Source organism: Amycolatopsis nigrescens CSC17Ta-90 (genome assembly GCF_000384315.1).
In the GTDB taxonomy this organism is placed as follows: domain Bacteria; phylum Actinomycetota; class Actinomycetes; order Mycobacteriales; family Pseudonocardiaceae; genus Amycolatopsis; species Amycolatopsis nigrescens.
On record NZ_ARVW01000001.1, the window covers coordinates 2,336,789 to 2,359,190 of the forward strand.

Below are 22,402 nucleotides of genomic sequence, written 5' to 3' on the forward strand. Positions count from 1 at the left end.
TCCCCCACGCGAGAATCCGTGCGGGGGAGGTCAGATGAGTTCGGAGAGGTCGCCGGCGGCGGCGTGCAGGCCGTCCAGGGTGGCGCGGGGCGAGCGGGGGTTGAGGGCGTGCGCGGCGAGGCGGAACAGCATCGCGCGCAGCAGCAGCTGCGGCCACTCCGGCAGGTGCGACCAGCGGTGCAGCAGCTCGATGTCGGCACCGCCCCAGGCAAGCGCGTCCACCGCGACGATCGCCGCGCCCCATTCGGCAGGCCGGTAGTACGGCATGAAGTCCACGACCCCCGGCGGCGCCGTGCCGTCGAAGAGCACCGCGCCGGACAGCTCGCCGTGCACCACCTGTGCCGGCAACCGGATCGGCCGACGGGCACCGGAGAGCACCTCGAACCAGCGCCCGCCCCGGTACTCGTCGATCGGCTCCTCGGCCTCTTCCCAGGCGATCCGGTCCGCGACCGCGTCCACGTCCTTGCGGTGGCGGAGAAAATCCGGCCGCGCCACGCCGACGGTGGCCTGGTGCAGTTTGACCGCGGCCAGCACCACCTCGTCGTGCCGCGGCTCTGGCACCCCGGAGACGTACCGGTTCGCCGTCCAGCCCGCGATGATCCAGCGGCCATCGGTGGACCGCACCGGCCTGGCGACCCGCAATTCGGGCAGCCGGACCTGGTCCAGCGCACGAGCCACCCAGGCCGCGTGCGCCTTGTCCGACACCGGTTTCAGCACCAGGTCACCGCACCGCCAGCCGCTGCCGCCCGGCAGCGGCTCGATGTCCACCCCGCGAACCCCGAAAGCGGCCCGCACATGTTCCGGCGGCCGTTCACGGTTGGGGGACACGAGTCCGCAGGCTACCTGGTCCGGAACGCAGTGAAGGCCACCTTGCCTGCGTCGAACGCAGGCAAGGTGGCCTTCACTGCAATGGAGTAGTCAGTAGGTGGGCAGGCTCTTGTCGATCTGGCTGGCCCAGGCGAGTACGCCGCCGCCGAGATGGGTGGCGTCCTTGAAACCGGCCGCGTGCAGCGCGGCCAGCGCCTCCGCCGAACGCGCCCCCGACTTGCAGTGCAGCACGATCGGCTTGTCCTGCGGCAGTTCCGCCAGCGCCTCGCCGGAGAGGATCCGGTCCTTCGGGATCAGCTTGGCGCCCTTGATGTTCACGATCTCGTACTCGTGCGGCTCGCGGACGTCGATCAGCTCGAAGTTGTCGCCGGCGTCGAACTTCGCCTTCAGCTCGGCCGGGGTGATCGTGCTGCCGGTGGCTGCCTGCTGCGCCTCGTCCGACACCACCCCGCAGAACGCCTCGTAGTCGATCAGCTCGGTGATCTTCGGCGTCTCCGGGTCCTTGCGGATCTTCACCTCGCGGTAGCGCATCTCCAGCGCGTCATAGCTGACCAGCCTGCCGAGCAGCGGCTCGCCGATGCCGGTGATCAGCTTGATCGCCTCGTTCACCATGATCGAGCCGATCGACGCGCAGAGCACGCCCAGCACGCCGCCCTCGGCGCAGGACGGCACCATGCCCGGCGGCGGCGGCTCGGGGTAGAGGTCGCGGTAGTTCAGGCCCTTGCCGTTCGGCGCGTCCTCCCAGAACACGCTGGCCTGGCCCTCGAACCGGAAGATCGAGCCCCAGACGTACGGCTTGCCGAGCAGCACCGCGGCGTCGTTCACCAGGTACCGGGTGGCGAAGTTGTCCGTGCCGTCCAGGATCAGGTCGTAGTCGCGGAAGATGTCCAGCGCGTTCGAGCTGTCCAGCCGCTGGGTGTGCAGGTGCACCTTGACGAACGGGTTCACCTCGGCGAGGGACTCCTGCGCGGAGGCCGCCTTGAGCTTGCCGATGTCGGACTGGCCGTGGATCACCTGGCGGTGCAGGTTCGACTCGTCCACCTCGTCGAAGTCGACGATGCCGAGGGTGCCCACCCCCGCCGCGGCCAGGTACAGCAGCGCGGGGCTGCCCAGCCCACCGGCGCCGATGACCAGCACTTTCGCGTTCTTCAGCCGCTTCTGCCCGGTCATCCCGACGTCCGGGATGATCAGGTGACGGCTGTACCGGGCCACCTCTTCCTTGGTGAGCTCGGCGGCCGGCTCGACAAGCGGCGGCAGGTCTGACATCGGGTCCTCCATCTCGCGCGGATCGCGTTGTCGCATCCCAGTATCCACAACGCCCGCAGGCAAGCAGGACTTCCCGACGTCCACATCGTGGACACGTTGGGGATGCCCGGCTGGGACCCGGCTGGGACCCGCTCAGCCGCCGCCCTGCGGCGCGGGCCACGCGTTCGGCTTGCAGACCTTGCCGTCCGCGGGCACCGCGTCGTAGTTGCCCGGATCGACCTCGTTCAGCTGCGCCACGTAGTTGTTCGCGACCCCGAAGCTCTGCTGCATCATCACCGGGGCCAGCGCGTCGTTCTCGGCGCAGCCCACGTGCCCCTTGCCGAGCGCGTGGCCGACCTCGTGGTTGATCGCGTACTGCCGGTAACCGGTCATGTCGGCGCTGAACGCGAGCGCCCCGCGCACCCAGCGGGCCAGGTTGATGATCACCCGCTTGTTGGACTTGATCCGGCAGGACGCCTCGTACTGGATCAGGAACCCGCACAGGTCCGGCCGGTGCGCGGTGTTCGGGCTGGTCAGGCTCACCCGGAAGTCCGGGTTCGGCGAGTCCGCGCCGACCCGCTGCAGCGAGTACTGCTTGTCGCTGGTCCAGCCCTGCGCGGTGTTGGACAGGGTGCCCTCCACCGCGCTGGCGAAGCTGTCGTCACCGGCGTAGCTCGCCGGGTCGATGCCGTTCTCCACCTCGACGGTGTAGGTGAAGAACTTCGGCCCGGTGCCGACCTTGGGGCCCTCCCCGGCCACCACGTGCCACTCCCCGGCGCCGGCTTCGGTGAAGTCGTTGCCCTTGGGCAGCTCCGCGGTGGGGATTTTCAGGTCGACCGGTTTGGCTGGTTGTTCGGATGGCCCGGTGCTGGTGTCCGAACCGCTGTCCACGCCGTTCCCGCCGGCGGCCGCGTTGGGCGCGCTCGGGCTGGTCGGCTCCGGCGGCGCGGTCGCGGTGTTGAACACCACCAGCGCGGTGATCACCACCAGGATCGGCAGCGCGTATACCCGCCAGCCGTAGGTCTTGACCGCGCGGCCGATCTTCCCGGACGCCCGGCGGTTGCGGCGCGACTCCTCCGCGGACTGCTCCAGCTGGGGCGACCAGGTGGCGCTCAGCGGCTCGGCGGCCGTCCTCCTGGCGCCGGGCCGGTACCGGTCGTCGCCGACCCGGACCGTGCGCGGCGTGGTGGAGCGCGGCCGGTACTGGCCGCTCGGCGGCAGCGAGCCGGAGGAATCGGTGAGGGGTGAACGACGGGGAAGGTGCCCGCCGGACGGGCGCTGGTCCCGCGGACCGTCGCCTCGCAATCCGTGCGTCACCCGGTTCACGAACCCAGAGTGCCACACCCGAGCAGGGCGGCACGCAGCGACTGGCGGTTCACGGAGGGAAATCCGTCACCTGAACGGACTACCATTTACCGGCCTCCACCTGCTCCCACATGCCAAGAACGGCCTTCGCTACGGAGACCGGACGCTCCATCTGGGCCACATGGCCGGTACCCGGCAGCATCAGCAACCGGGCGTTCGGCAGCAGCCGAGCGGTCCGCGGCGCGCGGCGGGCCGAGATCACCCTGTCCTGCCCGCCCCAGACCACCAGCGTGGGCACGGTCACCGTGGGTGCGATCCGCCACAGCGAGGCCTCGCCCCTGGCGCACCAGGCGCGGAAGATGCCCAGCGTGCTCCTCGCCAGCGCGGGCGCCGCCCAGCTGAAGGCGGCCCGCGCGCCGTGCTCCTCGGTGAGCTCGGCCAGCCTGCTCGCCGGGAACGCGTCCGGGTTCGCGAAGCAGAGCTCGATCACCTGCCGCGCGCGCTGCTCCGGGCCCATCGCGGCCAGCCTGCGCCGCACCCGCCTGCCGACCAGCGGCAGGTAGGCCAGCGCCATCCGCGGGTCGGACAGCCGTCGCGGGTCCGGACGGCGGTCCGGCATCGCCGGCGAGATCAGGGTCAGCGTGCGCACCAGCTCCGGGCGACGCGCGGCGAGCAGCAGCACGATCGCCCCGCCCATCGAGTTGCCGACCAGGTGCACCGGGCCGGCGTCCAGCCCGGCCACGAACTCGGCGAGCACGTCCGCGTGCGCGTCCAGGGTGAACAGGAAACCGTCCTGCGGCTCGGAGAAGCCGAAGCCGGGCAGGTCCGGCGCCACGCCGGTGGCGAACGGCGCGAGCTGGGCGGCCAGGTCGGTCCAGTTGGTCGAGGAGCCGCCGAGCCCGTGCACGTAGACCACCGTGCTGTGCCCAGCACCCTCGGTCCGCCGCACGTGCAGGCCGAGCCCGCGCACCTGCTCCGTCCGCCCTGGCCACGGCGGCAGCGACTCGTCCAGCGGGGGCAGCGGGGTGGTGGACAGCGGAACATGGGTGATCGGCGTGCGCCGGCCCGCCGATTCCGCGCTGACGGCGGATTCGGGCGTAGCGGTGACGCGAGAAAGTGTTTCCGGCACCCTGACAGGATGCCTGATCCTGCCCGGTGCATAGCAGATCGGGCATACCGACGAGTAGGGTCAGGGCAGCTCCGCGTGACGGCAACCCCTGCTCGCGAAGCGTCTGACGCTACTGGAGGAAGCATGACGGAGACGGCGCAGCAGCGAGGCGTACGACTGCCTCGGACCGAACGGCGGGCACAGCTTTTGGGCGCCGCCCAGCGCGTCTTCGCGGCCAACGGGTACCACGCGGCCGCCATGGACGAGATCGCCGAGCAGGCCGGCGTCAGCAAACCCGTGCTGTACCAGCATTTCCCCGGCAAGCTCGACCTCTACATCGCGCTGCTGGAGAGCCACGTCAGCGAACTGGTCCAGCAGGTCGAAGGCGCGCTCGCCTCCACCACGGACAACAAGCAGCGGGTGCAGGCGGCGGTCGGCGCGTTCTTCGACTTCGTCAACGGCGACGCCGGCGCGTTCCGGATGGTCTTCGAGTCGGACCTGCGGGGCGAGCCCGCGGTGCAGGACGCGGTGGACAGGGCGACCTCGGCCAGCGTGGACGCGATCACCGAGACGATCACCGCGGACGCCGGGCTGAACGAGGACCAGGCGCGGCTGCTGGCCGTCGGCCTGGTCGGGCTCAGCCAGGTCAGCGCCCGGTTCTGGCTGGCGCACCACAGCACGATCAGCCGCGAGGAGGCCGTCGCGCTCACCGCGAACCTGGCCTGGCGCGGCATCGGCGGCGGCTTCCCCCTCCAGCACTCCGAAGGCAAATAGCCGGCTTTTCGCCCTGCCCCCCGAGGGCGAAAAGCCGGCTATTTGCCGCTTGGCGCGGCGATCCGGACCAGTGCGGCGATGCGCTTGGTGACCTCGTGGTCCCGTTCCTGGGGCAGCATGTGCCCGGCACCGGGGAAGCGGACGAACTCCGCGTCCGGCAGCGCCTCCGCGATCGCCTTCGCGTGCGGCAGCGGGCACAGCCGGTCCCGCTCCCCGGCCAGCACCACGGCCGGCGTGCCGCGCAGTGCGCCGAGCGCGACCCGGCGGTCGTGCTTCGAGATCGCGTCCTGGAACCCGGCCACGCTGGCCGGATGGGCGCAGAGCACCTGCTCCGCCACCGAGTTCAGGTCCTCCCGGCGCGGCTTCTTGCCGAACACCAGGAAACGCGCCCCCGGCCGGACCATCGCCGGGGTGAGCGGCAGCGCGTCCCGGCGCTGCCTGGCCAGCACCTTGGCGATCCGGCGCTCGATCCTGGCCGCGCCGCTGCCCGCGAGCCCTGGCAGGCCGAGGGTGATCCGGTTCATCTGGCCGGAGGACGTGCCCACGAACGCAGCAGCGGCTACCCGGTCCGCCACCAGCTGGGGATGCCGCTCGGCCAGCGCCATGATCGTCATGCCGCCCATCGAGTGACCGGCGAGCACCAGCGGCCCGGTCGGGGCCAGTTCCCCGATCAGCTCGGCCAGGTCGTCGGCGAGCTGCTCGATGGTCGCGGTGCCCGGCCGCGCGGGCGCCGAGCCACCGTGGCCGCGCAGGTCGTAGCTGAGCACCCGAACCGGCCCGGTCAGCCGGGGCACCGCACCGGCCACCCTGGCCCAGGTGCGGTGGTCCTGGGTCCAGCCGTGCACCAGCACCAGCGTCACCGGCGCGTCCGCGGGCCCTTCGGCGGTGAAGTGCAGCGCCGTGCCGTCGGCGGTGACGAACCGGTGCTCGGTGGCGGGGTCCCAGGACAGGGCGGCGCCGCGGCGCGTCCGTGCGGGACCGGACTGAATCGCGGTCATCGGGCGCCCCCGGTCACTTCTTGGGCAGCAGGCCGGACCGGCGCCACAGGATCATGCCCGGACCCTTGACCAGGCCGGCTTCCTGCAGGAACGGCATGATCCGCTCGCCGGCGTAGCTGACCGTCGCCTGCCAGTGCGGGTTGCGCTTGGCCGCCTTGGCGCCTTCCTTCGGGTCGATGCCGACCGCCTTGTACACCTTGGGGTTGATCAGCGTGCGCACGATCGCGAAGGACACGACCGCCATCAGCAGCCGCTGGTAGGCCAGCACCGGCCGGGACAGCTTCCCCATGCCGCGGTTGACCTCTTCGCGGGCGAAGGTGACGTGACGGGCTTCTTCCAGCACGTGGATCCGGTTCACCATGCGCACCAGCGGCTGCACGTCCGGATCGTTCATCTGGTCGCGCTGCAGCCGGTCCAGGATCTCCTCGGCCACCAGCACCGAACCGTAGGCCGCCGGGCCGTACGCGATCGCGGGCAGCAGTCGCGCGATCTGCTTGAGCCACTTGATCGGGCCGTAGGCCGGCACGCCGGTGCGCTCGGCCATCTTGGCGAACATGGTGGAGTGCCGGCATTCGTCGGCGATCTCGGCGAGCGCGTACTGGGCGTGGCTGGTGGTGGGATCGATGTTGTAGACCTGCTTGAGCAGGATCTGCATCAGCAGCACCTCGAACCAGATGCCGTTGGAGGCGACGCTGACCACCTCGTGCTTGGTCAGCTCGATCCGCTGCTCCCGGCTCAGCTTGTCCCACAGCGGGGTGCCGTAAAGGGAAGAGCGGTGCTGCGGCAGGTAGAACTTGTCCTCGTCCAGCGGTGCCGACCAGTCGATGTCCACCTCTGGGTCGTAAAACTTGTTCGCCGAAGACTTGAGAAGCCGGTCCGCGGTCTTCTCGCGACCGGATTCCTTCAATGTTCGCGTCATCGCGGCACACCTTCCGTGACCCAAATTACCGTAACCTCAGGTAACAGTTACCTCTGGTAGCATGAGCCCCGTGGCGGATCGTGTCAAGCGAAGCAGCAAGCACTCCAGCAAGCACCCCGAGCCGGGGGATGCGACCACCGGCGACGCCCGGCGGGATCGCTGGCGCAAGCACCGGATCGAGCGCCGCAAGGAGTTCGTCGAGGCGGCGCTGAAGGCGCTGGACGAGCACGGTCCCGAACTCGGCATGGAGGACGTCGCCGCCGCCGCGGGTGTCACGAAACCCGTGCTGTACCGGCATTTCGACGACAAGGCCGATCTGTACCTGGCGCTGGGCAACCGGGGCACCGAGATCCTCTTCCAGCGGCTGATCCCGGCGATCAACGCGGAGCTGGCTCCGGTGCCGCGGATCCGGATGGCGCTGGACGCGTTCTTCACCGTGATCGAGGAGCACCCGAACCTGTACCGCTTGCTGGCGCGCGGCTCGTTCCCGGACAAACCGCACAACGCGGACGTGGTGGCCGAGGACAAGGAAGTGATCGCGACCGCGCTCACCGCGCTGCTCGGCGACTACATGCGGATGTTCAACATGGACTCCGGGGCGGCCGAGCCGTGGGCGCACGGGATCGTCGGCATGGTGCAGAACACCGGCGAATGGTGGCTCGACCGGCGGTCGATGGGCCGCGACAGCGTGGTCGAGTACCTGACCCAGATCATCTGGGCCGCCATCGACGGGCTGACCAGGCAGCACGGCATCGTGCTCGACCCGAACCAGCCGCTCGAGGAGAACAAGGTCGTGCAGATGGTGGAGACCCGCAACCAGGACTCGGAAACCGGCTGAGGACCGCCGAGGACCGCTGAGGACAAGGAGAACGTGATGAGCGAAGAGCACGACGACGAGGACGGCTACGTCGGCACCGCCACCCTGGTCGTTGACGAAACCGAGCTCACCGTCGAGGTGCAGCTGCGCGGGCACTTCCAGCCGATCGACGGCTACTACCGCTGGTACGGCCGGATCAAGGCGAACGAGCAGCTGACCGCGCTGGCCGGCGGCAAGAAGAAAAAGGCCGAGATCCGCACCCCGGACGGCACCGCGACCGGCGAGATCTCCGACCCGGACCCGTGGGACCGCTACCGGATCATGGGCACCAGCACCCCGCCCTTCCACGTGCCCACCACGCTCGAAGAAGTCGAAGCACTGCACCCCTGACCCAGGGCAAATAGCCGACTTTTTGCCATCCCGGCCGAGCCGCCAAGCGGCAAAAAGTCGGCTATTTGCCGCGTTGGGCGGGGATTTTGTCGTCGGTGAGCAGGTGGTTCGGCCACTTCGACAGCACGTGCAGCAGCCACTCCAGCGGACCGCGCCCGATCCAGCGCCGCCACGCCACCGCGGCAGTCAGCGCGACCAGTGAGAACTCCACGAAGTGCAGCACGCTGAACGGCGTCTCGTCCTTCTGCCAGAGCAGCGCGATGGCCACGAAGTGCAGCACGTACGCGCTCAGCACCCGCCCGCCGAGGTCGGCCAGCGGCCCGAGTCCGCGCGGGTAGCGCTGGGCGAGCAGCTGGCAGCCGCCGATCACCGCGGCCGCCAGTCCGATCGAGATCAGGAAGTCGAACGGCGTGTAGGACGCCCCGGTGGAGAGCAGCTCCCAGGCCCAGCTCGTGGTCGGCGGGGTGCCGTGCAGCAGCAGCCGGTTCTGCTCGAAGAACTCCGCGGGCGTCATCCCGGCCTGCGCCGCGGCGGGCTCGAGCGTCTGGTAGATCCGGTTCAGTCCGCCGAACACCGAGGTGGCCAGCCAGGACACCAGGTACCCGGCCACGGCCAGCCCGCTGCCGCCGAACAGCAGCCGGCGGCACACGCTGTTCGAGGTCAGGTCCATCCGGCCGAGCGCCATTCCGGCGAGGATGTAGGTCATCAGGTTGATCGCGGGGAAGGTGCCGGTCAGCAGCAGCACGAGCAGCAGCTCGCCGAGCGTGCCGCCGGGCGCGAAGCTGTACGGAGTGATGTCCGGCAGGATCACCACCAGGTCCCTGGGGAAGATCTGCGAGCGCAGGATGAACGACAGCACCGGCAGCACGACCGCGGACGCGAGCGCGGCGATGGCCAGCGGTTTCGCGGAAAGCCTCAGGCACGGCAGCACCAGCAGGAAGCAGGCGCCGTAGTAGGCGAGGATGACCAGGTAGCCGGTGTCGAGGTAGGTCAGCCAGACGCCGAGGCCGAACAGCAGCACCGCGCGGGTGGCCAGCCGCAGCGAGACCTTGGTCCGCGCGAGGCCTTGTTTCGGGGTACGGCCACCGGACATCAGCGCGATGGACAGCCCGGCGAGTACCGCGAACAGCGCCGCGGAATGGCCTTCGAAAGGCAGGAACAGCAGGTCCCAGCCGCCGGTGGCGGGGTCCGGCCCGACATGCACCGCGTACATGCCGAGCACCGCGATGCCCCGCGCGACGTCCACGCCGGTGAGGCGGGGACGCCGCCGGGGCAGTTGCCCGAGTTCGACGTCCGCCCGGCGGGATTCCCCTTGGCTCAGGCGGTTCCGGCCCCCCACGGGCTGCACAGCAACATCCGCGACGTCGGTGGCAGGCTCGGCCTGCCCGTGGTGATATCCGGTCCACGCGGCCGCTGGCGCGTGTTCCTGTTCAGACAGAGTGACGCCGTCCACCTCATCTCTCGGCTCGGCGGCGAGGTTCCCAAGGGAATCCTTCCTACCGTAACTGAGAGGTACCTGAGATCACGCGGTGACGCCGCTGTGACTTGGACCGGCCGGGAAGTTCAGGCGCCGACCGAGAAACCGACCTTGCGCACGTCCGACGGCGCGATCTCCACATAGGCGATCCGGTCCGCCGGCACCAGGAACTTGCGGCCCTTGTCGTCGTCGAGCCGGAACACACCGTCCCCGCTCTTCAGCGCCGCGGCGACGAGCTTCTCCACCTCTTCGGGAGACTGCCCGCTGGACACCACCAGCTCGCGCGGGGTGTCCTTGATGCCGATCTTGACCTCCACGTGGGACCTCCGCTTTACGTAGCTTGTTTCGTGCCGGGATCAAGGCTAGCCGAACCACTCTTTACCGGTGAGGCGCAGTACTCAGCAGTGTTCAACCCAGGCCGAGCACCTGCATCCGCTTGGTGTGTCCCTGCTGCAACCGCCGGAACAGCGCGGCAATTCCCGACAGATCGCCCGAGCCGGACACGATCAACTCGGCCAGCCCGTCCCGCTCGGCCACCACGTACTGCGCCTGGGTGAGCGCTTCGCCCAGCAGCCGCCGTCCCCACAGCGCGAGCTTGTCGCGGGCCTTGCGGTCGGCCGCGATACCGGCGGCGACCTCACGCTCGGCGAAGGCCGAATGGCCGGTGTCGGCCAGCACGGTGAGCACCAGGTCCTTGGTCAGCGGGTCCAGCCAGTGCGCCATCTCGCGGTACAGGTCGGCCGCCAGCCCGTCCCCCACATAGGCCTTGACCAGTGATTCCAGCCACGATTTCGGCGCGGTGGAGGCGTGCCACGCGTCGATATGCGCGACGAACGGGGTCATCGCGTCCTCGATCGCCACCCCGTACCCGGCGAGATGTTTGACGAGAAGGTCGTAATGCCCGATTTCGGCGGCCGCCATCGAGGCCAAAGCGGCCCGGCCGGCCAGCGTGGGCGCGGTTCGCGCGTCCTCCGCCATCCGGTCGAACGCGGACAGCTCGCCGTACGCGAGCACGCCTAGCAGGTCTACGACACCTTCGCTGATCTCTCTCGCCTCGGTCACGGCGAGAGAGTATCCCGAGCGGGGCGAGGGGGATCCCACAGTTGGATCCGGCGGACTCACCGCGACCGAAGTGCAGTGATCGAAGAGCGGCGATGTACACTTCGGATTGTATTGACAGGATCTACCGCATCGCGGCAGCGAGTCCCCCGGGCCTGGCGAACACGCAGGTCACCCGGTGGCGAGACCGCTGAGGGAGCCGCCGCGAATGCGGAGATGGTGGATAACGCCGAAAAATTCTGCCCACGGCACTACTTTTGGCGAAGTTCACAACAGACAATGTGCGTGCACGCCTCGAGCGGCATTCCCGCGCTGGACCTGCTTCGCCGCCACAATGGCGCGAAGCCGAAGCGAATCCCCCGCGGTCGAGTGTCGAGTAGTGACCAGGCCGTGCGCGCTGGCATGAGAGAGGCGATCACCCTGACCGCGAACCCGTCCGTGAACGACGAATACACCGACCCGGTCGTGCTGGAGCACAGCGAGACCGGCCCACCCCCGACCGAGACCGCGCACCCGTTGCAGGCCGGCGCGCCGGTGGAACCCGAGTCCCCCACCTTCGCCGAGTTCGGCGTCCGCCCGGAGATCGTCCGCGCGCTCGCCGACGCAGGTATCGAGCGCACCTTCGCCATCCAGGCGCTCACCCTGCCGCTGGCGATGGCGGGCGACGACCTGATCGGCCAGGCCCGTACCGGCATGGGCAAGACCCTCGGTTTCGGCGTGCCGCTGCTGCAGCGGCTGACCATCCCCGGCGACGGCACCCCGCAGGTGCTGGTCGTGGTCCCCACCCGTGAGCTGTGCGTCCAGGTGGCCAAGGACCTCGAGGGCGCCAGCAAGCACCTCGACGTGCGCACGCTGGCGATCTACGGCGGCCGGCCCTACGAGCCGCAGATCGAGGCGCTGCGCAAGGGCGTGGACGTGGTCATCGGTACCCCCGGCCGGCTGCTCGACCTCGCCGAGCAGCAGCACCTGGTGCTCGGCAAGGTCCGCGGCCTGGTGCTGGACGAGGCCGACGAGATGCTCGACCTCGGCTTCCTACCGGACATCGAGCGCATCCTCCGGATGGTCCCCGAGCAGCGCCAGACCATGCTGTTCTCGGCCACCATGCCGGGCCCGATCATCACGCTGGCCCGCACCTTCCTGAACCAGCCGACGCACATCAGGGCCGAGGAGAACGACGCGGGCGCCATCCACGAGCGCACCACGCAGTTCGTCTACCGGGCGCACTCGATGGACAAGCCGGAGCTGATCGCCAGGACCCTGCAGGCCGAGGGCCGCGGCCTCACCATGATCTTCACCAGGACCAAGCGCACCGCGCAGAAAGTCGCCGACGAGCTCGCCGAGCGCGGGTTCGCCGCCGCTGCCGTGCACGGTGACCTCGGCCAGGGCGCCCGCGAGCAGGCGCTGCGGGCGTTCCGCGCTGGCAAGGTTGACGTGCTGGTCGCCACCGATGTCGCGGCCCGCGGCATCGACGTTGACGACGTCACGCACGTGATCAACTACCAGACCCCGGACGACGAGAAGACCTACGTGCACCGGATCGGCCGCACCGGCCGGGCCGGCAAGACCGGGGTCGCGATCACCCTGGTCGACTGGGACGAGATGCCGCGCTGGAAGCTGATCTCCGACACGCTCGGCCTCGACCAGCCCGAGCCGGTGGAGACCTACTCCTCCTCCAAGCACCTGTTCAGCGACCTCGGCATTCCCGCGGATGCGACCGGGCGGCTGCCGCTGGCCAAGCGCACCCGCGCCGGGCTCGCCTCCGAGCCGGAGGAGAACTTCGGCGGCAAGCGCCGTGGCCGCGCGGAGCCGGCGAACACCAGCCGCAGCCGCACGCCGCGCCGCCGCACCCGTGGTGGTGCGGACAAGGCGGCCGAGATCGAAGCCGCCGACGCCGCCAAGACCGAGGGCAAGGGCGCGGAGAGCCAGTCCGGCGAAAACGGCGGCAGGCCGCGCCGCCGCCGGACCCGTGGGGGCGGCAGCAAGCCCGCCGCGGACACCTCCGGTCCTGCCGCCTCCGGTCCGTCCGACAACGCGCGCACCGCGGAGGCGAGCGAGAACGGTGAGCGCCCGGCTCGCCGTCGCCGCCGCCGTCGCTCCCCGGACACCTCGAACAGCTCCGATACACCCGCTTCGGCAGACTAGGGGCCACTAGTACCGCCGACCCGGGAGCAGCGAACGTGAGCGAGCCCGTTTCTGGAGGACGGCACCGCAGGCCTGAGGACTCCGAGCAGTCCGGCGACGCGGAGACCGCGATCGGTGTGGAGGACGTGCTGGAGGGCAGGCCGGAGACGGCCGGCCCGCCCCAGCACTCCGCCACCCGGAAGAGCAGGCCGTCTCCGTGGAACCGCGGGCGGGACCGGCTGGCCGTGCTGGTCATCGTGCTCGTCTGCGTGCTGGCCGGGGTGCTCGTCTGGGCCGGCAGCGACCACCGCGCCACCGTTTCGGAGACCGCGGCCTCCGGTCCGGTGCCGCCGGCAGCGCCGGACGCGGTGCCCGGTTCGCTGACCGAGCTGTGGCAGGTCCCGAGCCAGGCCACCCCGGTTCCGGTGGCCGACGGCACCAGCGTGGTGACTGGCAACGGCGGCGAGGTGCTCGGCCGCGATCCGTTCACCGGCGAGCCCCGCTGGCGCTATGCCCGTGACCTGCCGCTGTGCACCGTAGGCTCGGCCTGGTCACGGGCGCTGGCGGTGTACCGCAAGGAAACCGGCTGCAGCGAGGTCACCCAGCTCGACCCCAGCACCGGCCGCCGCACCGCGCAGCGCAACGGCGACGCCGAGCTTGGTACCCGGCTGGTCAGCGACGGCTCGCACGTCACCGCCACCGGCCGGAAGCTGCTCAACACCTGGCGCGACGACCTGGTCAAGAGCATGGAGTACGGCCAGGTCCCAGCGCTGGTGAACCCGGAAAAGCAACCGCGTCCCGGCTGCACCTACGGCTCGGTCGCCGCCGCGAACGGCAAGGTGGGCGTGATCGAACGCTGCGAAGGGGACGTGACGGACCGGTTCACCGTGTTCAAGTCCACCGGGGAGAAGGAAGACGAGCCGAAGGTCGTGTTCAGCGCGGTGCTGGCCGGGCATTCGGCGAAGCTGGTGGCGATGTCCGGCGACAGCGCCGCGATCGTGCTTCCGGAGCAGAAGCTGCTGGTGCTCTACGGCGCGGACGGCAACCAGCGGGCGGCCTACCCGCTGGACCTGCCCGCCGCGGAACTCACGCAGGACCCGCCCGGCGGGGTAGCGACCACCTCGACCACCAAGGACGGCGTCTACTGGTTCACCGGCTCGAAAACCTTGGCACTGGCCAAATCCGACCTGACTCCGAGGTGGACGCTGGAGAGCACGCTCGGTCCCGGGGTCATCTTCGCGAACCAGCTCGTGGTGCCGATCAAGGGCGGGCTCGCGGTGCTGGACGAGACCACCGGCGCCACGCTGCGCACGGTCGGCGTCGACCGGCACGGCTACTCCGGCCCGGTGCGGCTGGGTTCGCTGGGGCCGGTGCTGCTCGAACAGCGCGGTGACCTGCTGGCAGCACTGAAATGAGCGGCCGTGCCCCGCTCGGCCAGCTGACCGCGCACACCGGTTCGCGGATCACCCTGGACGGCCGGTACGGCCCGATCGCCGCGCTGAGCGCGGGGGTGCCGGCGGCGGCGACCGTGCTGCTGGTGCCCGGCTACACCGGGTCCAAAGAGGACTTCACGCCAATGCTGGACGGCATCGCGGCGGCCGGTTTCCGTGCGGTGGCACTGGATCTGCCCGGGCAGCACGAGTCGGGCGGGCCGCCGGACGAGTCCGCCTACCTGCCGGCCGCGCTCGGTGAAGTGATCGCGAAGCTGATCGAATCGCTGACCGCGGACGGCCCCGTGCTGCTGCTCGGGCACTCCTACGGCGGCCTGGTGGCGCGCGGCGCGGTGCTGGCCGGGGCGCGGGTGGCCGGACTGACCCTGATGGACAGCGGGCCGCGGCACCTGCCCGACGGCGTGCGCCTGGACGCGCTGGCCCTCGGTGAGCCGATGCTGCGCGAGAACGGGCTGTCCGCCGCCTACGCGGTGCGCGAGCGGGTCAGCGCCCAGTTCCCGGCCTGGGCGCTGCTGCCCGCCGAGCTGAAGGACTTCCTCCGCGCGCGTTTCGTCACCTCCAGCGCGCCGTCACTGCTGGGCATGGCGCACGGCCTGCGCACCGAACCCGACCTGGTCACCGAGCTGGCCGGAGCGCTCACCGCGGCGGCCATTCCCTGCCTGGTCGTCGCCGGGGAGCAGGACGACGCGTGGAGCGTGCCGGATCAGCGGGCCATGGCCGGGCGCCTCGACGCGCCGTTCGCGGCGATCCCGGACGCCGCGCACTCGCCCAACACCGAGAACCCGGCCGCGTTGCTCGCGACCTTGCTGCCAACCTGGCACGCCTGGCTCGAGAGCTGAAAGTTCTTCAGAGCCACCAGAAAACGAGCAGAACGGCCACCACGTCGGCGAACACCACGCCGGCCGCGACGCCGGCCGCCGTGCCGCGACGCCGGTCCACCACGCGCTGCGCGAACAGTGCGATCACCGCAGCGACTAGATGACCGATCAGCGAGAAGGCGCCGGGCCCCGGCGCGCCGTTGAGCAGCGCGACCAGCGCCACCCCGGCCACGACCACGGCGAGCACCAGCAGACCGGCGGCGAACGAGCCGCTGAGGCCCCGCCACCAGCGGCCCGATGGCCGCGCGTTGTGCCGTGCCGGTGAACGCACCGGTTCAAGCTCTTCCGTGTCCGGTCCCAACGAGGATCTTTTTCCTTATCCGCAACGAGAACTAGGGTGCCAGCAGGTCCCAGGGGCTGGCCGCGGGAGCGGCCTGCTGACCATCGGCGCAGCTCGGCCGGAAATCGCACCACGAGCAGCGCCTGGCGACTCGGGTGGGGAACAGCACCTGCGCGTCCCCGCCCGCGGCCAGGGTATCCGCTGCCAGCCGCAGATCCTCAGCGGTCTCCTCCGCGCGGGTGAGCTGGCGGCGCAGGCTGTCTTCGGTGTGCTCCGCGACCGCGACCGTACCGCTCGGCAGGTGGTGCAGTTCCACCTGGTGGCAGGGGGTGCGCAGGGTCTTCGCCGCGGCCACCGCGTACATCGCGAGCGCCTGCGAGCTGCGCGCCTCGTACTCGTCCGGCGGGCGGCGGCCGGTCTTGTAGTCCACGATCACCAGCTCGCCGCCGCGCTCGTCGATCCGGTCCGCCCGGCCCTCGATGATCATGGACGGGTTGGCTCGTTCGCCGGTCTGCGCGTTCACCGGCGCGGACACCCAGCGCTCCAGGCCGATCGGGTCGCTGGTGACGTCGTTGTGCTCCACGTACTCGGAAACCCAGCCCTGGGCCCGTTTGCGGTAGGTGGCGGCCTGCTCGGCGTCGGCGAACCCGGCGTCCTTCCAGTGCTCGGTGAGCAGGGTCGCGGCCCGCTGCGGGGTCCGCTTGCCGGCCGGCAGGTCGAACAGCGCCCGCAACGCGTTGTGCACCACCGCGCCGAGCGTGCTGTGCGCCCAGGGGCCGGTGCGCTTGGGCGGCGGCCGATCCAGGTACGTCATCCGGTAGCGGCGCGGGCAGTCCTCGAAGGTGGCCAGCCTCGCCGGGCTGACCTTGGTCAGCTTGCGCGGCTGCTGTCCCCCGAAGTCGAACCCCAGCTGATCCATCACATCACCCCGGGTGACAGCCTAGTTTGAAAACCTGCACTCGCTTCAGGTGCCCGCGATGAAGCCGCGGACCGAGTCCGCGACCAGCTCCACCGCGATCGCAGCGAGCAGCAGACCGGCGATCTTGGCCAGCAGGGTGATTCCGCTTTCCTTGATCAGCCGGATCACCACGCCGGAGTAGCGCATGCAGGTGAAGAGCACGAAGTGCACCGCGATGATGGCCGCCGCCAGCGCAACGTAGGCGCCGATGTGCCCGTTCGCCTGGCGCACGAACACGATCGTCGCGGCGATCGCACCCGGCCCGGCGAGCAGCGGGGTCCCCAGCGGCACCAGCGCCACGTTGACGTCCTCGGCGACCTCCGGGTCGTTGCTGCCCTTGCCGGTCAGCAGGTCCAGTGCGATCAGCAGCAGGAGCAGCCCGCCGGCCCCCTGCAGGGCCGGGATGCCGATACCGAGGTAGGACAGGATCGCCTGGCCTGCCACCGCGAACAGGGTGATCACCAGCAGCGAGACCAGCACTGCCTGCCTAGCCGCCTTGGCCCGCACCGCGGGCGACTTGCGCCCGGTCAGGCTGAGGAACACCGGCACCGTGCCCGGCGGGTCCATGATCACGACCAGCGTGATGGTCGCTTCCATGAACAGCTTGGCGTCGAAGAAATCCTGCAGCGCCAACGATCAGCCCACCCGGACGTTGGCGCCGGACGCCTTGCCGGCCAGCGCTTCGAACTCCTCCGGATCGGTGGTCTCGTCCCCGAGGCCGATGGTCTTGTTCGTGCCGTGGTAGTCGCTGGACCCGGTGCGCAGCAGGCCCAGCTCGCTCGCCAGCCCGCGCAGTTCGGTTCTGGCGGCCGGATCGTGCGTCGGGTGGTCGACCTCGATCCCGGTCAGCCCGTGCCCGGCCATCTTCGCGATGGTCTCCGCGGAGACGGTCCATCCGCGCGAATACGCGTACGGGTGCGCGAGCACGGTGACCCCGCCGGCCGCGGTGATCATCTCGATCGCGGTCTCCACCGGCGTGTCCTGCCGCGCCACGTAGTAACCGCGGCCGTTGCTCAGGTACTCCGCGAAAGCCTCGTCCACGGTCTTCACCAGCCCCGCGCGGACCAGCGCCTGCGCCAGGTGCGGGCGCCCGGCCGGGGCGTCCTCGGGCAACAGGGCGAAGATCTCGTCCGGGTCCACCGGCAGCCCGTCCGCGGCCATCCGCATCGCCATCGTGCGCAGCCGGGCCCGCCGCTCGCTGCGCAACCGCTGCTGCTCGGCGACGATCGCCGCCGAGGCCGGGTCGAACAGGTAGGCGAGCAGGTGCACGCTGATCCCGCGACCCTGCTCGTCGGCGACGCAGGAAAGCTCCGCGCCGGGCACCAGGGTCAGCCCCGGCGGCAGCGCGTCGGTCGCCGGCCCCCAGCCGGCGGTGGTGTCGTGATCGGTGAGGGCGACGACGTCGAGTCCGGCACCGGCGGCCGCGGCCACCAGCTCGGCAGGGCTGTCCGTGCCGTCGGAGGCCGTCGAATGGGCGTGCAGGTCGATGCGCATCGGGCCCATTCTGTCCTACCACGAAGGGCCCGTCACGGCCGGTATGACCTGGTCAGCCGAACTGTGCCAGGACTCTCAGCGTACGTTTGAGAACTCGCACCGCGATCTCCTGGGATGGACATCGGGAGAACGACTCGGCTTTCGCTGTCCGTCAGCCGACCATCTTCTTGCCGCGCGCCGCGCGCTGCGCCTTGATCATCGAGAACCGCTCGGCCTGCTTCTGCTTGTCGCCGAAGACGAGCTCAGAGATCGTGTCGTAGAACTCCTCCGGCTGCGGCAGGTACTCGATCTTGTTCAGCGCCTGGATCTGACCGGCGGACTCCACCACCATCGTGCCGTACCCGAGCATCCGGCCGGTGGCCGTGCGCTGGTAGGTGAGGTCGGTGACCTTGCTGATGGGCATCATCAGCACCTTGGTGGTGAACACCCCGGTGGTCATCACGAAGCGCTTGTCGGTCACCACCAGTCGCTCGACCCACCACTCCATCACGATGTACGCGAAGCGGAGCACGATCAGCAGCGCGGCGTACCAGAGGATGTTCTGCACCACCCACAACGAGGGCGGGAGCAGGTACGAGACCATCACGCAGACCGCGATCAGCGCGGCGGACTCGAAGCTGTCCCACAGCAGATACGCCCAGTGGCGGCGGATCCGGATGACCCGCCGCTCGGTGTCGAGCAGATACTCGTCTGGGTCGCGGGGTGCGAACATGTGTTAGGCGTCGGCTCAGCTGAACACGTTGCTGACGAACGTGATCACGGACTCGGCCGCGTCGCGGAGGAAGCCGACGATGTTGCCGACGAGACCTGCGGCGCTCCCTGGCTGGGCGATCACGAAGAACAAAACCAACGCGATACCCGCGAACGTGGCAATCTTTTTGACGTTCACAGCGATCAATCCCGTCTCTTACGTGGGCACCGGTCTAGCAAGGTCACCAGTTACGTTGTACCGCACTGCGCACCGTTGCGGGAGGAATGTCCCGCGCTTGGGTCAGTGTCCAGCTGAGATGGTACCGCACGGCTACTCTCCGTGTATATCTCGGTGATCAACCTGCCGGTTACGCTCGGCGAATGGGACGGACCACGCGAATTCCGGTGCGCTGCGTCGGCGGCATAGCGCATGACCAGCACGGCAGCCTGCTGCTCATCAGGCGGGCGAACGATCCCGGCCGGGGCCTGTGGTCACTCCCTGGTGGACGGGTGGAAGAGGGTGAATCGGACATCGAGGCGGTAATCCGGGAAATGGCCGAGGAAACGGGCCTGATAGTGATCCCGGGTACACTTGCCGGCACGGTCGTCCGCGGACCGTATGAAATTCACGACTACCGGTGCACCGTACGTGGCGGAGAGTTACGTGCAGGTGACGACGCGGCAGCGGCCCGCTGGGTGGACGCGGCCGAATATGCCGCGCTGGACCGCGACGGCCGGCTCGTCACCGGGCTCACCGACTGCTTGGCCGGCTGGCGCCTGCTGCCCGGCTAGCCCTGCACACGGGTGGCGCGGCCGGACCACTCGCGCTCCCGCAGCTGGAACTTCTGGATCTTGCCGGTGGAGGTCTTGGGCAGCTCGGTCACGAACTCGACCCGGTCCGGCACCTTGTACCTGGCGATCTGCCCGCGCACGTGCTCCAGCAGCGCGTCCACCGTCACCGACTCCCCCGGCCGCAGCACCACGTACGCCTTGGGCCGCTCGCCCCACCGTTCGTCGGGCACCCCGACCACGGCCACCTCGAGCACCGCCGGATGCGAGTCGAGGGCCACCTCGACCTCGATGGTGGAGATGTTCTCCCCGCCGGAGACGATGATGTCCTTCGCCCTGTCCCTCAGCTCGACGTAGCCGTCCGGATGGCAGACGCCGAGGTCGCCGGAATGGAACCAGCCGCCGCGGAAGGCCTTCTCAGTGGCTTCGGGGTCGTTGAAGTACCCGGCCATCACGTTGTTGCCGCGCATCACCACCTCGCCCATGGTGACCCCGTCCCGCGGCACGTCGCGCAGCTCCTCGTCCACCACCCGCACCTGGTCCGCGACGATCATGCCGACCCCCTGCCTGGCCTGCAGCCTGCTGCGGGCCTCGAGGTCGAGCCCGATCCAGCCGTCCTGCGCCTCGCAGACCGTGTACGGCCCGTAGGTCTCGGTCAGGCCGTAGACGTGCACCAGCCGGGTGCCGAGGTCGGCCATCCGCTTGATCACCGTCGGGCTCGGCGGGGCGCCCGCGGTGGTCACCACCACCTCGCGGTCCAGCGGGTGGGCATGCTCCGAGCCGGCGATCGCGACCAGCACCGTCGGCGCGCCGTTGAGATGGGTGACCCGCTCGGCCGCCAGCAGCCGCCAGATCTCCGCCGGGTCAACCGCGCGCAGGCAGACGTGCGTGCCGCCGATCGCGGTCACCGCCCAGGTAGTGCACCAGCCGTTGCAGTGGAACATCGGCAGCGTCCAGAGGTAGCGCGACTCCGGCGTGTGCCGCGAGTGGATGATCTCGGCGAGCGAGTTCAGGTATGCGCCGCGGTGGTGGTACTTCACGCCCTTGGGCAGGCCGGTGGTGCCCGAGGTGTAGTTGATCGAGATGGTGCCGCGCTCGTCCTCGACGGTCCACCGCAGTGGGTTGTCAGGCTCGTCGCTGCCGCGGGCGAGCAGGTCCTGATACGAGATGCCGCCGAGCTGCGGGTCGGCGGTGGCGCCGGCGGCCGGGTCGGTGACCGTGACGATCTCCCGCAGGTCCAGTTCGTCGGCGACCGGCGAGACCGAGGGATGCAGCGCGGCATCGACCACCAGCACCTTCGCGCCGGAGTGCGCCAGGATGTGCCGGATCTCGGCCGGGGCGAGCCGCGTGTTGACCGCGACCAGCACCCCGCCGGACAGCGGCACCGCGAAATGCGCGACCAGCATCTCCGGGATGTTCGGCAGCAGGTAGGCCACCCGGTCGCCCGGCTCGATCCCGGTGGCGCGCAGGGCGTTCGCCAGCCGGGTGGCCTCGGCGGCGAACTCGCGGTAGGTGACCCGCCGCTCGCCGTAGACGATGGCCTCCTTGTCGCCGAACACTTCCGCCGACCGTTCCAGAAAGGCCAGCGGCGTCAGCGGCGTGAACCAGGTGCTCGACTCGCTCATCGCCACATCTTCACCCCAACACGCAGCGAAGGCCACCTTCGCTGCGTTGGACGCAGGCAAGGTGGCCTTCGCTGCATTCGGACGTGCTCAGGCGAGCCAGGTCATGCGCTGGCCGTGTGGAGCGGTCTGGGCCAGTAGGTCGGCGGCGGGTTTGCCGCCGGAGTAGTGCACCAGGCCGAGCACGCTCTGCCCGGTGGCACGGAAGGCCAGCTCGTCGCGACCGGGCAGCACGTACTTCAGCGCCGCCTCGTACGCCTCCTGGCTGACCCACCACAGTGGACGTTCAGCGGCCAGTTTTTCCACCTCCGCAAGGAAACGAAGCCTCAGCTCCTGCGGAATGTAGGTCAGGATGTGACTGGTCAGCAGGACCAGCGGCAGGTCCGCGGGCAGCCGCCGGACGGTCGCCGCCAGGTCGGCCACCGCGTCCCCGGCGACCAGCTCCGGCGGATCCTTGCGCTGTGCCGCGGCCGCGGTGCGCAGCAGCCGGATCCGGTCCGGCTGGTCGGCCCAGACACACGCCTCCAGCCAGGCCAGCTCGTCCTCGTCCCCGGCGTCCACCGGGGCCCGGTCCAGCCCGATCTTCGCCGCGATGGCGAGCTTCTTCGGCACCTTGGGCAGCGCCGCGCCCTCGCCTAGCTCGATCGAGCAGTGCAGCCCGACGGCGGCCTTGGCCGGGCCGGCGACCAGCTGCTCACCGCCGTCGCACTGGTACCGGTAGCCGTACTTGTCCATCCCGAGCAGCAGCCCCGCGCTGCAACCGACCTCGAGCAGCCCGACCGGCCCGCCGGCCTGCTTGGCCGCCATCGCCACCGCGGGGTAGAGCAGCGCGGCCCGGCGCACCTCGTTGGTCTGCGTGTACCTGGCCTCGATCAGCGCCCGCGCCTTGTCCGCCCGCTCCAGCAGGAACTCGCGGAACAGCGGCCAGGTCTCGCCGTCCACCCCGTCGAACCCGCCCAGCGACGGGTAGTAGCGGGACAGCGGGTGGATCGGGTCGGCCTGGATCAGCCGGTGCGCGACCGCCATCAGCAGCGTGCCGCGCGCCTCGCCCGGTGCCGCGGTGGTGAGCAGCCCGGCGACCTCGTCGTCCTCGGCCGCCTTGCCCGCCAGGTGCTCGTAGAGCGGGGACACCCCGGCCGTCTCGTGCTCGGCGAACGCGCGCAGCCGCTGCTTGATCTCGTCCAGCCCCTGGCCCATCG

General features: G+C 70.2%; 24 protein-coding genes. 7 read left to right on the forward strand and 17 right to left on the reverse strand.

Features of this window, described 5'->3' with window-relative positions; translation table 11 throughout:
- Nucleotides 1-30: 30 nt before the first annotated feature.
- The 4 genes from AMYNI_RS0110715 to AMYNI_RS0110730 form a co-directional block, all read right to left on the reverse strand.
- Entirely contained in the window at nt 31-828 is a 798-nt protein-coding gene (locus AMYNI_RS0110715) for a TIGR02569 family protein (RefSeq protein WP_051116301.1), read from the reverse strand.
- 90 nt (nt 829-918) lie between these two features.
- Nucleotides 919-2,094 carry an adenylyltransferase/sulfurtransferase MoeZ gene (moeZ, locus tag AMYNI_RS0110720; protein WP_026360281.1) on the reverse strand — a complete coding sequence of 392 codons (1,176 nt, stop codon included), beginning with the start codon at nt 2,092-2,094 and terminating at the stop codon, nt 919-921.
- 132 nt (nt 2,095-2,226) lie between these two features.
- Complete coding sequence (locus tag AMYNI_RS0110725) at nt 2,227-3,399, reverse strand: DUF3152 domain-containing protein (protein ID WP_020668007.1); 1,173 nt, start codon at nt 3,397-3,399, stop codon at nt 2,227-2,229.
- Between the two features lie 79 nt (nt 3,400-3,478).
- On the reverse strand, nt 3,479-4,507 hold the full coding sequence (locus AMYNI_RS0110730; RefSeq protein ID WP_020668008.1) for an alpha/beta fold hydrolase: 1,029 nt from the start codon (nt 4,505-4,507) through the stop codon (nt 3,479-3,481).
- Between the two features lie 123 nt (nt 4,508-4,630).
- Between AMYNI_RS0110730 and AMYNI_RS0110735 the strand changes: the two genes are divergently transcribed.
- Nucleotides 4,631-5,260, forward strand: coding sequence for a TetR/AcrR family transcriptional regulator (locus AMYNI_RS0110735; protein ID WP_026360282.1), 630 nt, complete (start codon nt 4,631-4,633; stop codon nt 5,258-5,260).
- A 38-nt stretch (nt 5,261-5,298) separates the two neighbouring features.
- On the opposite strand, the gene AMYNI_RS0110740 is transcribed toward AMYNI_RS0110735, so the two are convergent.
- Nucleotides 5,299-6,258, reverse strand: coding sequence for an alpha/beta fold hydrolase (locus AMYNI_RS0110740; RefSeq protein WP_020668010.1), 960 nt, complete (start codon nt 6,256-6,258; stop codon nt 5,299-5,301).
- 13 nt (nt 6,259-6,271) lie between these two features.
- The gene (locus AMYNI_RS0110745) at nt 6,272-7,177 is read right to left on the reverse strand and encodes an AurF N-oxygenase family protein (RefSeq protein ID WP_026360284.1); all 906 of its coding nucleotides are present in this window, start codon (nt 7,175-7,177) and stop codon (nt 6,272-6,274) included.
- Nucleotides 7,178-7,238: 61 nt separating this feature from the next.
- On the opposite strand from AMYNI_RS0110745, the gene AMYNI_RS0110750 reads away from it, so the two are divergent.
- Nucleotides 7,239-8,015 (forward strand): TetR/AcrR family transcriptional regulator, encoded by a 777-nt coding sequence (locus tag AMYNI_RS0110750; protein WP_026360285.1) that lies wholly within the window; start codon nt 7,239-7,241, stop codon nt 8,013-8,015.
- Between the two features lie 36 nt (nt 8,016-8,051).
- Nucleotides 8,052-8,384: a DUF4873 domain-containing protein gene (locus AMYNI_RS0110755; protein ID WP_020668013.1), complete on the forward strand. Its 333-nt coding sequence runs from the start codon at nt 8,052-8,054 to the stop codon at nt 8,382-8,384.
- Nucleotides 8,385-8,445: 61 nt separating this feature from the next.
- Here AMYNI_RS0110755 and AMYNI_RS0110760 read toward each other — a convergent pair whose 3' ends face one another.
- The 3 genes from AMYNI_RS0110760 to AMYNI_RS0110770 all read right to left on the reverse strand — a co-directional run bounded on the left by AMYNI_RS0110760 (nt 8,446) and on the right by AMYNI_RS0110770 (nt 10,923).
- Complete coding sequence (locus AMYNI_RS0110760) at nt 8,446-9,723, reverse strand: heparan-alpha-glucosaminide N-acetyltransferase domain-containing protein (RefSeq protein ID WP_051116488.1); 1,278 nt, start codon at nt 9,721-9,723, stop codon at nt 8,446-8,448.
- 224 nt (nt 9,724-9,947) lie between these two features.
- Nucleotides 9,948-10,178, reverse strand: a complete 231-nt coding sequence (locus AMYNI_RS0110765) for a DUF3107 domain-containing protein (RefSeq protein ID WP_020668015.1) — start codon at nt 10,176-10,178, stop codon at nt 9,948-9,950.
- Between the two features lie 91 nt (nt 10,179-10,269).
- On the reverse strand, nt 10,270-10,923 hold the full coding sequence (locus tag AMYNI_RS0110770) for a ferritin-like fold-containing protein (RefSeq protein ID WP_020668016.1): 654 nt from the start codon (nt 10,921-10,923) through the stop codon (nt 10,270-10,272).
- Between the two features lie 531 nt (nt 10,924-11,454).
- Between AMYNI_RS0110770 and AMYNI_RS0110775 the strand changes: the two genes are divergently transcribed.
- From AMYNI_RS0110775 to AMYNI_RS0110785, 3 genes are read left to right on the forward strand one after another with little or no spacing between them, the layout of a single operon-like run.
- Nucleotides 11,455-13,062, forward strand: a complete 1,608-nt coding sequence (locus AMYNI_RS0110775) for a DEAD/DEAH box helicase (protein WP_026360287.1) — start codon at nt 11,455-11,457, stop codon at nt 13,060-13,062.
- Between the two features lie 35 nt (nt 13,063-13,097).
- Nucleotides 13,098-14,456: an Rv3212 family protein gene (locus AMYNI_RS0110780; RefSeq protein ID WP_020668018.1), complete on the forward strand. Its 1,359-nt coding sequence runs from the start codon at nt 13,098-13,100 to the stop codon at nt 14,454-14,456.
- Nucleotides 14,453-15,331 (forward strand): alpha/beta fold hydrolase, encoded by an 879-nt coding sequence (locus AMYNI_RS0110785; RefSeq protein ID WP_020668019.1) that lies wholly within the window; start codon nt 14,453-14,455, stop codon nt 15,329-15,331. The genes AMYNI_RS0110780 and AMYNI_RS0110785 overlap by 4 nt, the downstream gene beginning before the upstream one ends.
- 7 nt (nt 15,332-15,338) lie before the next feature.
- Here AMYNI_RS0110785 and AMYNI_RS0110790 read toward each other — a convergent pair whose 3' ends face one another.
- The 6 genes from AMYNI_RS0110790 to AMYNI_RS48985 form a co-directional block, all read right to left on the reverse strand.
- Entirely contained in the window at nt 15,339-15,641 is a 303-nt protein-coding gene (locus AMYNI_RS0110790; protein ID WP_169515733.1) for a hypothetical protein, read from the reverse strand.
- A gap of 61 nt (nt 15,642-15,702) precedes the next feature.
- Nucleotides 15,703-16,569: a RecB family exonuclease gene (locus tag AMYNI_RS0110795; RefSeq protein ID WP_020668021.1), complete on the reverse strand. Its 867-nt coding sequence runs from the start codon at nt 16,567-16,569 to the stop codon at nt 15,703-15,705.
- A gap of 45 nt (nt 16,570-16,614) precedes the next feature.
- The gene (locus tag AMYNI_RS0110800; protein ID WP_020668022.1) at nt 16,615-17,241 is read right to left on the reverse strand and encodes a MarC family protein; all 627 of its coding nucleotides are present in this window, start codon (nt 17,239-17,241) and stop codon (nt 16,615-16,617) included.
- 3 nt (nt 17,242-17,244) lie between these two features.
- Nucleotides 17,245-18,102, reverse strand: a complete 858-nt coding sequence (locus AMYNI_RS0110805; protein ID WP_211225485.1) for a PHP domain-containing protein — start codon at nt 18,100-18,102, stop codon at nt 17,245-17,247.
- A 151-nt stretch (nt 18,103-18,253) separates the two neighbouring features.
- Complete coding sequence (locus tag AMYNI_RS0110810) at nt 18,254-18,814, reverse strand: PH domain-containing protein (protein ID WP_020668024.1); 561 nt, start codon at nt 18,812-18,814, stop codon at nt 18,254-18,256.
- Nucleotides 18,815-18,829: 15 nt separating this feature from the next.
- Nucleotides 18,830-19,000, reverse strand: a complete 171-nt coding sequence (locus AMYNI_RS48985) for a hypothetical protein (protein ID WP_157357320.1) — start codon at nt 18,998-19,000, stop codon at nt 18,830-18,832.
- A gap of 173 nt (nt 19,001-19,173) precedes the next feature.
- Between AMYNI_RS48985 and AMYNI_RS0110820 the strand changes: the two genes are divergently transcribed.
- Nucleotides 19,174-19,584: an NUDIX hydrolase gene (locus tag AMYNI_RS0110820; protein ID WP_026360288.1), complete on the forward strand. Its 411-nt coding sequence runs from the start codon at nt 19,174-19,176 to the stop codon at nt 19,582-19,584.
- On the opposite strand, the gene AMYNI_RS0110825 is transcribed toward AMYNI_RS0110820, so the two are convergent.
- Together AMYNI_RS0110825 and AMYNI_RS0110830 are read right to left on the reverse strand one after the other, a co-directional pair.
- A complete protein-coding gene (locus AMYNI_RS0110825) occupies nt 19,581-21,206 on the reverse strand; it encodes an acyl--CoA ligase family protein (protein ID WP_020668027.1) in 1,626 nt (541 codons plus the stop codon). The two genes, AMYNI_RS0110820 and AMYNI_RS0110825, sit on opposite strands and share 4 nt — an antisense overlap.
- Nucleotides 21,207-21,293: 87 nt before the next feature.
- Nucleotides 21,294-22,400 (reverse strand): DUF2332 domain-containing protein, encoded by a 1,107-nt coding sequence (locus tag AMYNI_RS0110830; protein WP_020668028.1) that lies wholly within the window; start codon nt 22,398-22,400, stop codon nt 21,294-21,296.
- Nucleotides 22,401-22,402: the final 2 nt, after the last annotated feature.

Excerpts from the sequence above, each read along its gene's own strand:
- moeZ (WP_026360281.1), bottom strand. The coding sequence starts at position 2,094 with ATGTCAGACCTGCCGCCGCTTGTCGAGCCGGCCGCCGAGCTCACCAAG.
- AMYNI_RS0110735 (WP_026360282.1), top strand. The coding sequence starts at position 4,631 with ATGACGGAGACGGCGCAGCAGCGAGGCGTACGACTGCCTCGGACCGAA.
- AMYNI_RS0110740 (WP_020668010.1), bottom strand. The coding sequence starts at position 6,258 with ATGACCGCGATTCAGTCCGGTCCCGCACGGACGCGCCGCGGCGCCGCC.
- AMYNI_RS0110745 (WP_026360284.1), bottom strand. The coding sequence starts at position 7,177 with ATGACGCGAACATTGAAGGAATCCGGTCGCGAGAAGACCGCGGACCGG.
- AMYNI_RS0110750 (WP_026360285.1), top strand. The coding sequence starts at position 7,239 with ATGAGCCCCGTGGCGGATCGTGTCAAGCGAAGCAGCAAGCACTCCAGC.
- AMYNI_RS0110755 (WP_020668013.1), top strand. The coding sequence starts at position 8,052 with ATGAGCGAAGAGCACGACGACGAGGACGGCTACGTCGGCACCGCCACC.
- AMYNI_RS0110785 (WP_020668019.1), top strand. The coding sequence starts at position 14,453 with ATGAGCGGCCGTGCCCCGCTCGGCCAGCTGACCGCGCACACCGGTTCG.
- AMYNI_RS0110795 (WP_020668021.1), bottom strand. The coding sequence starts at position 16,569 with ATGGATCAGCTGGGGTTCGACTTCGGGGGACAGCAGCCGCGCAAGCTG.
- AMYNI_RS0110805 (WP_211225485.1), bottom strand. The coding sequence starts at position 18,102 with ATGCGCATCGACCTGCACGCCCATTCGACGGCCTCCGACGGCACGGAC.
- AMYNI_RS0110810 (WP_020668024.1), bottom strand. The coding sequence starts at position 18,814 with ATGTTCGCACCCCGCGACCCAGACGAGTATCTGCTCGACACCGAGCGG.
- AMYNI_RS0110820 (WP_026360288.1), top strand. The coding sequence starts at position 19,174 with ATGGGACGGACCACGCGAATTCCGGTGCGCTGCGTCGGCGGCATAGCG.
- AMYNI_RS0110825 (WP_020668027.1), bottom strand. The coding sequence starts at position 21,206 with ATGAGCGAGTCGAGCACCTGGTTCACGCCGCTGACGCCGCTGGCCTTT.
- AMYNI_RS0110830 (WP_020668028.1), bottom strand. The coding sequence starts at position 22,400 with ATGGGCCAGGGGCTGGACGAGATCAAGCAGCGGCTGCGCGCGTTCGCC.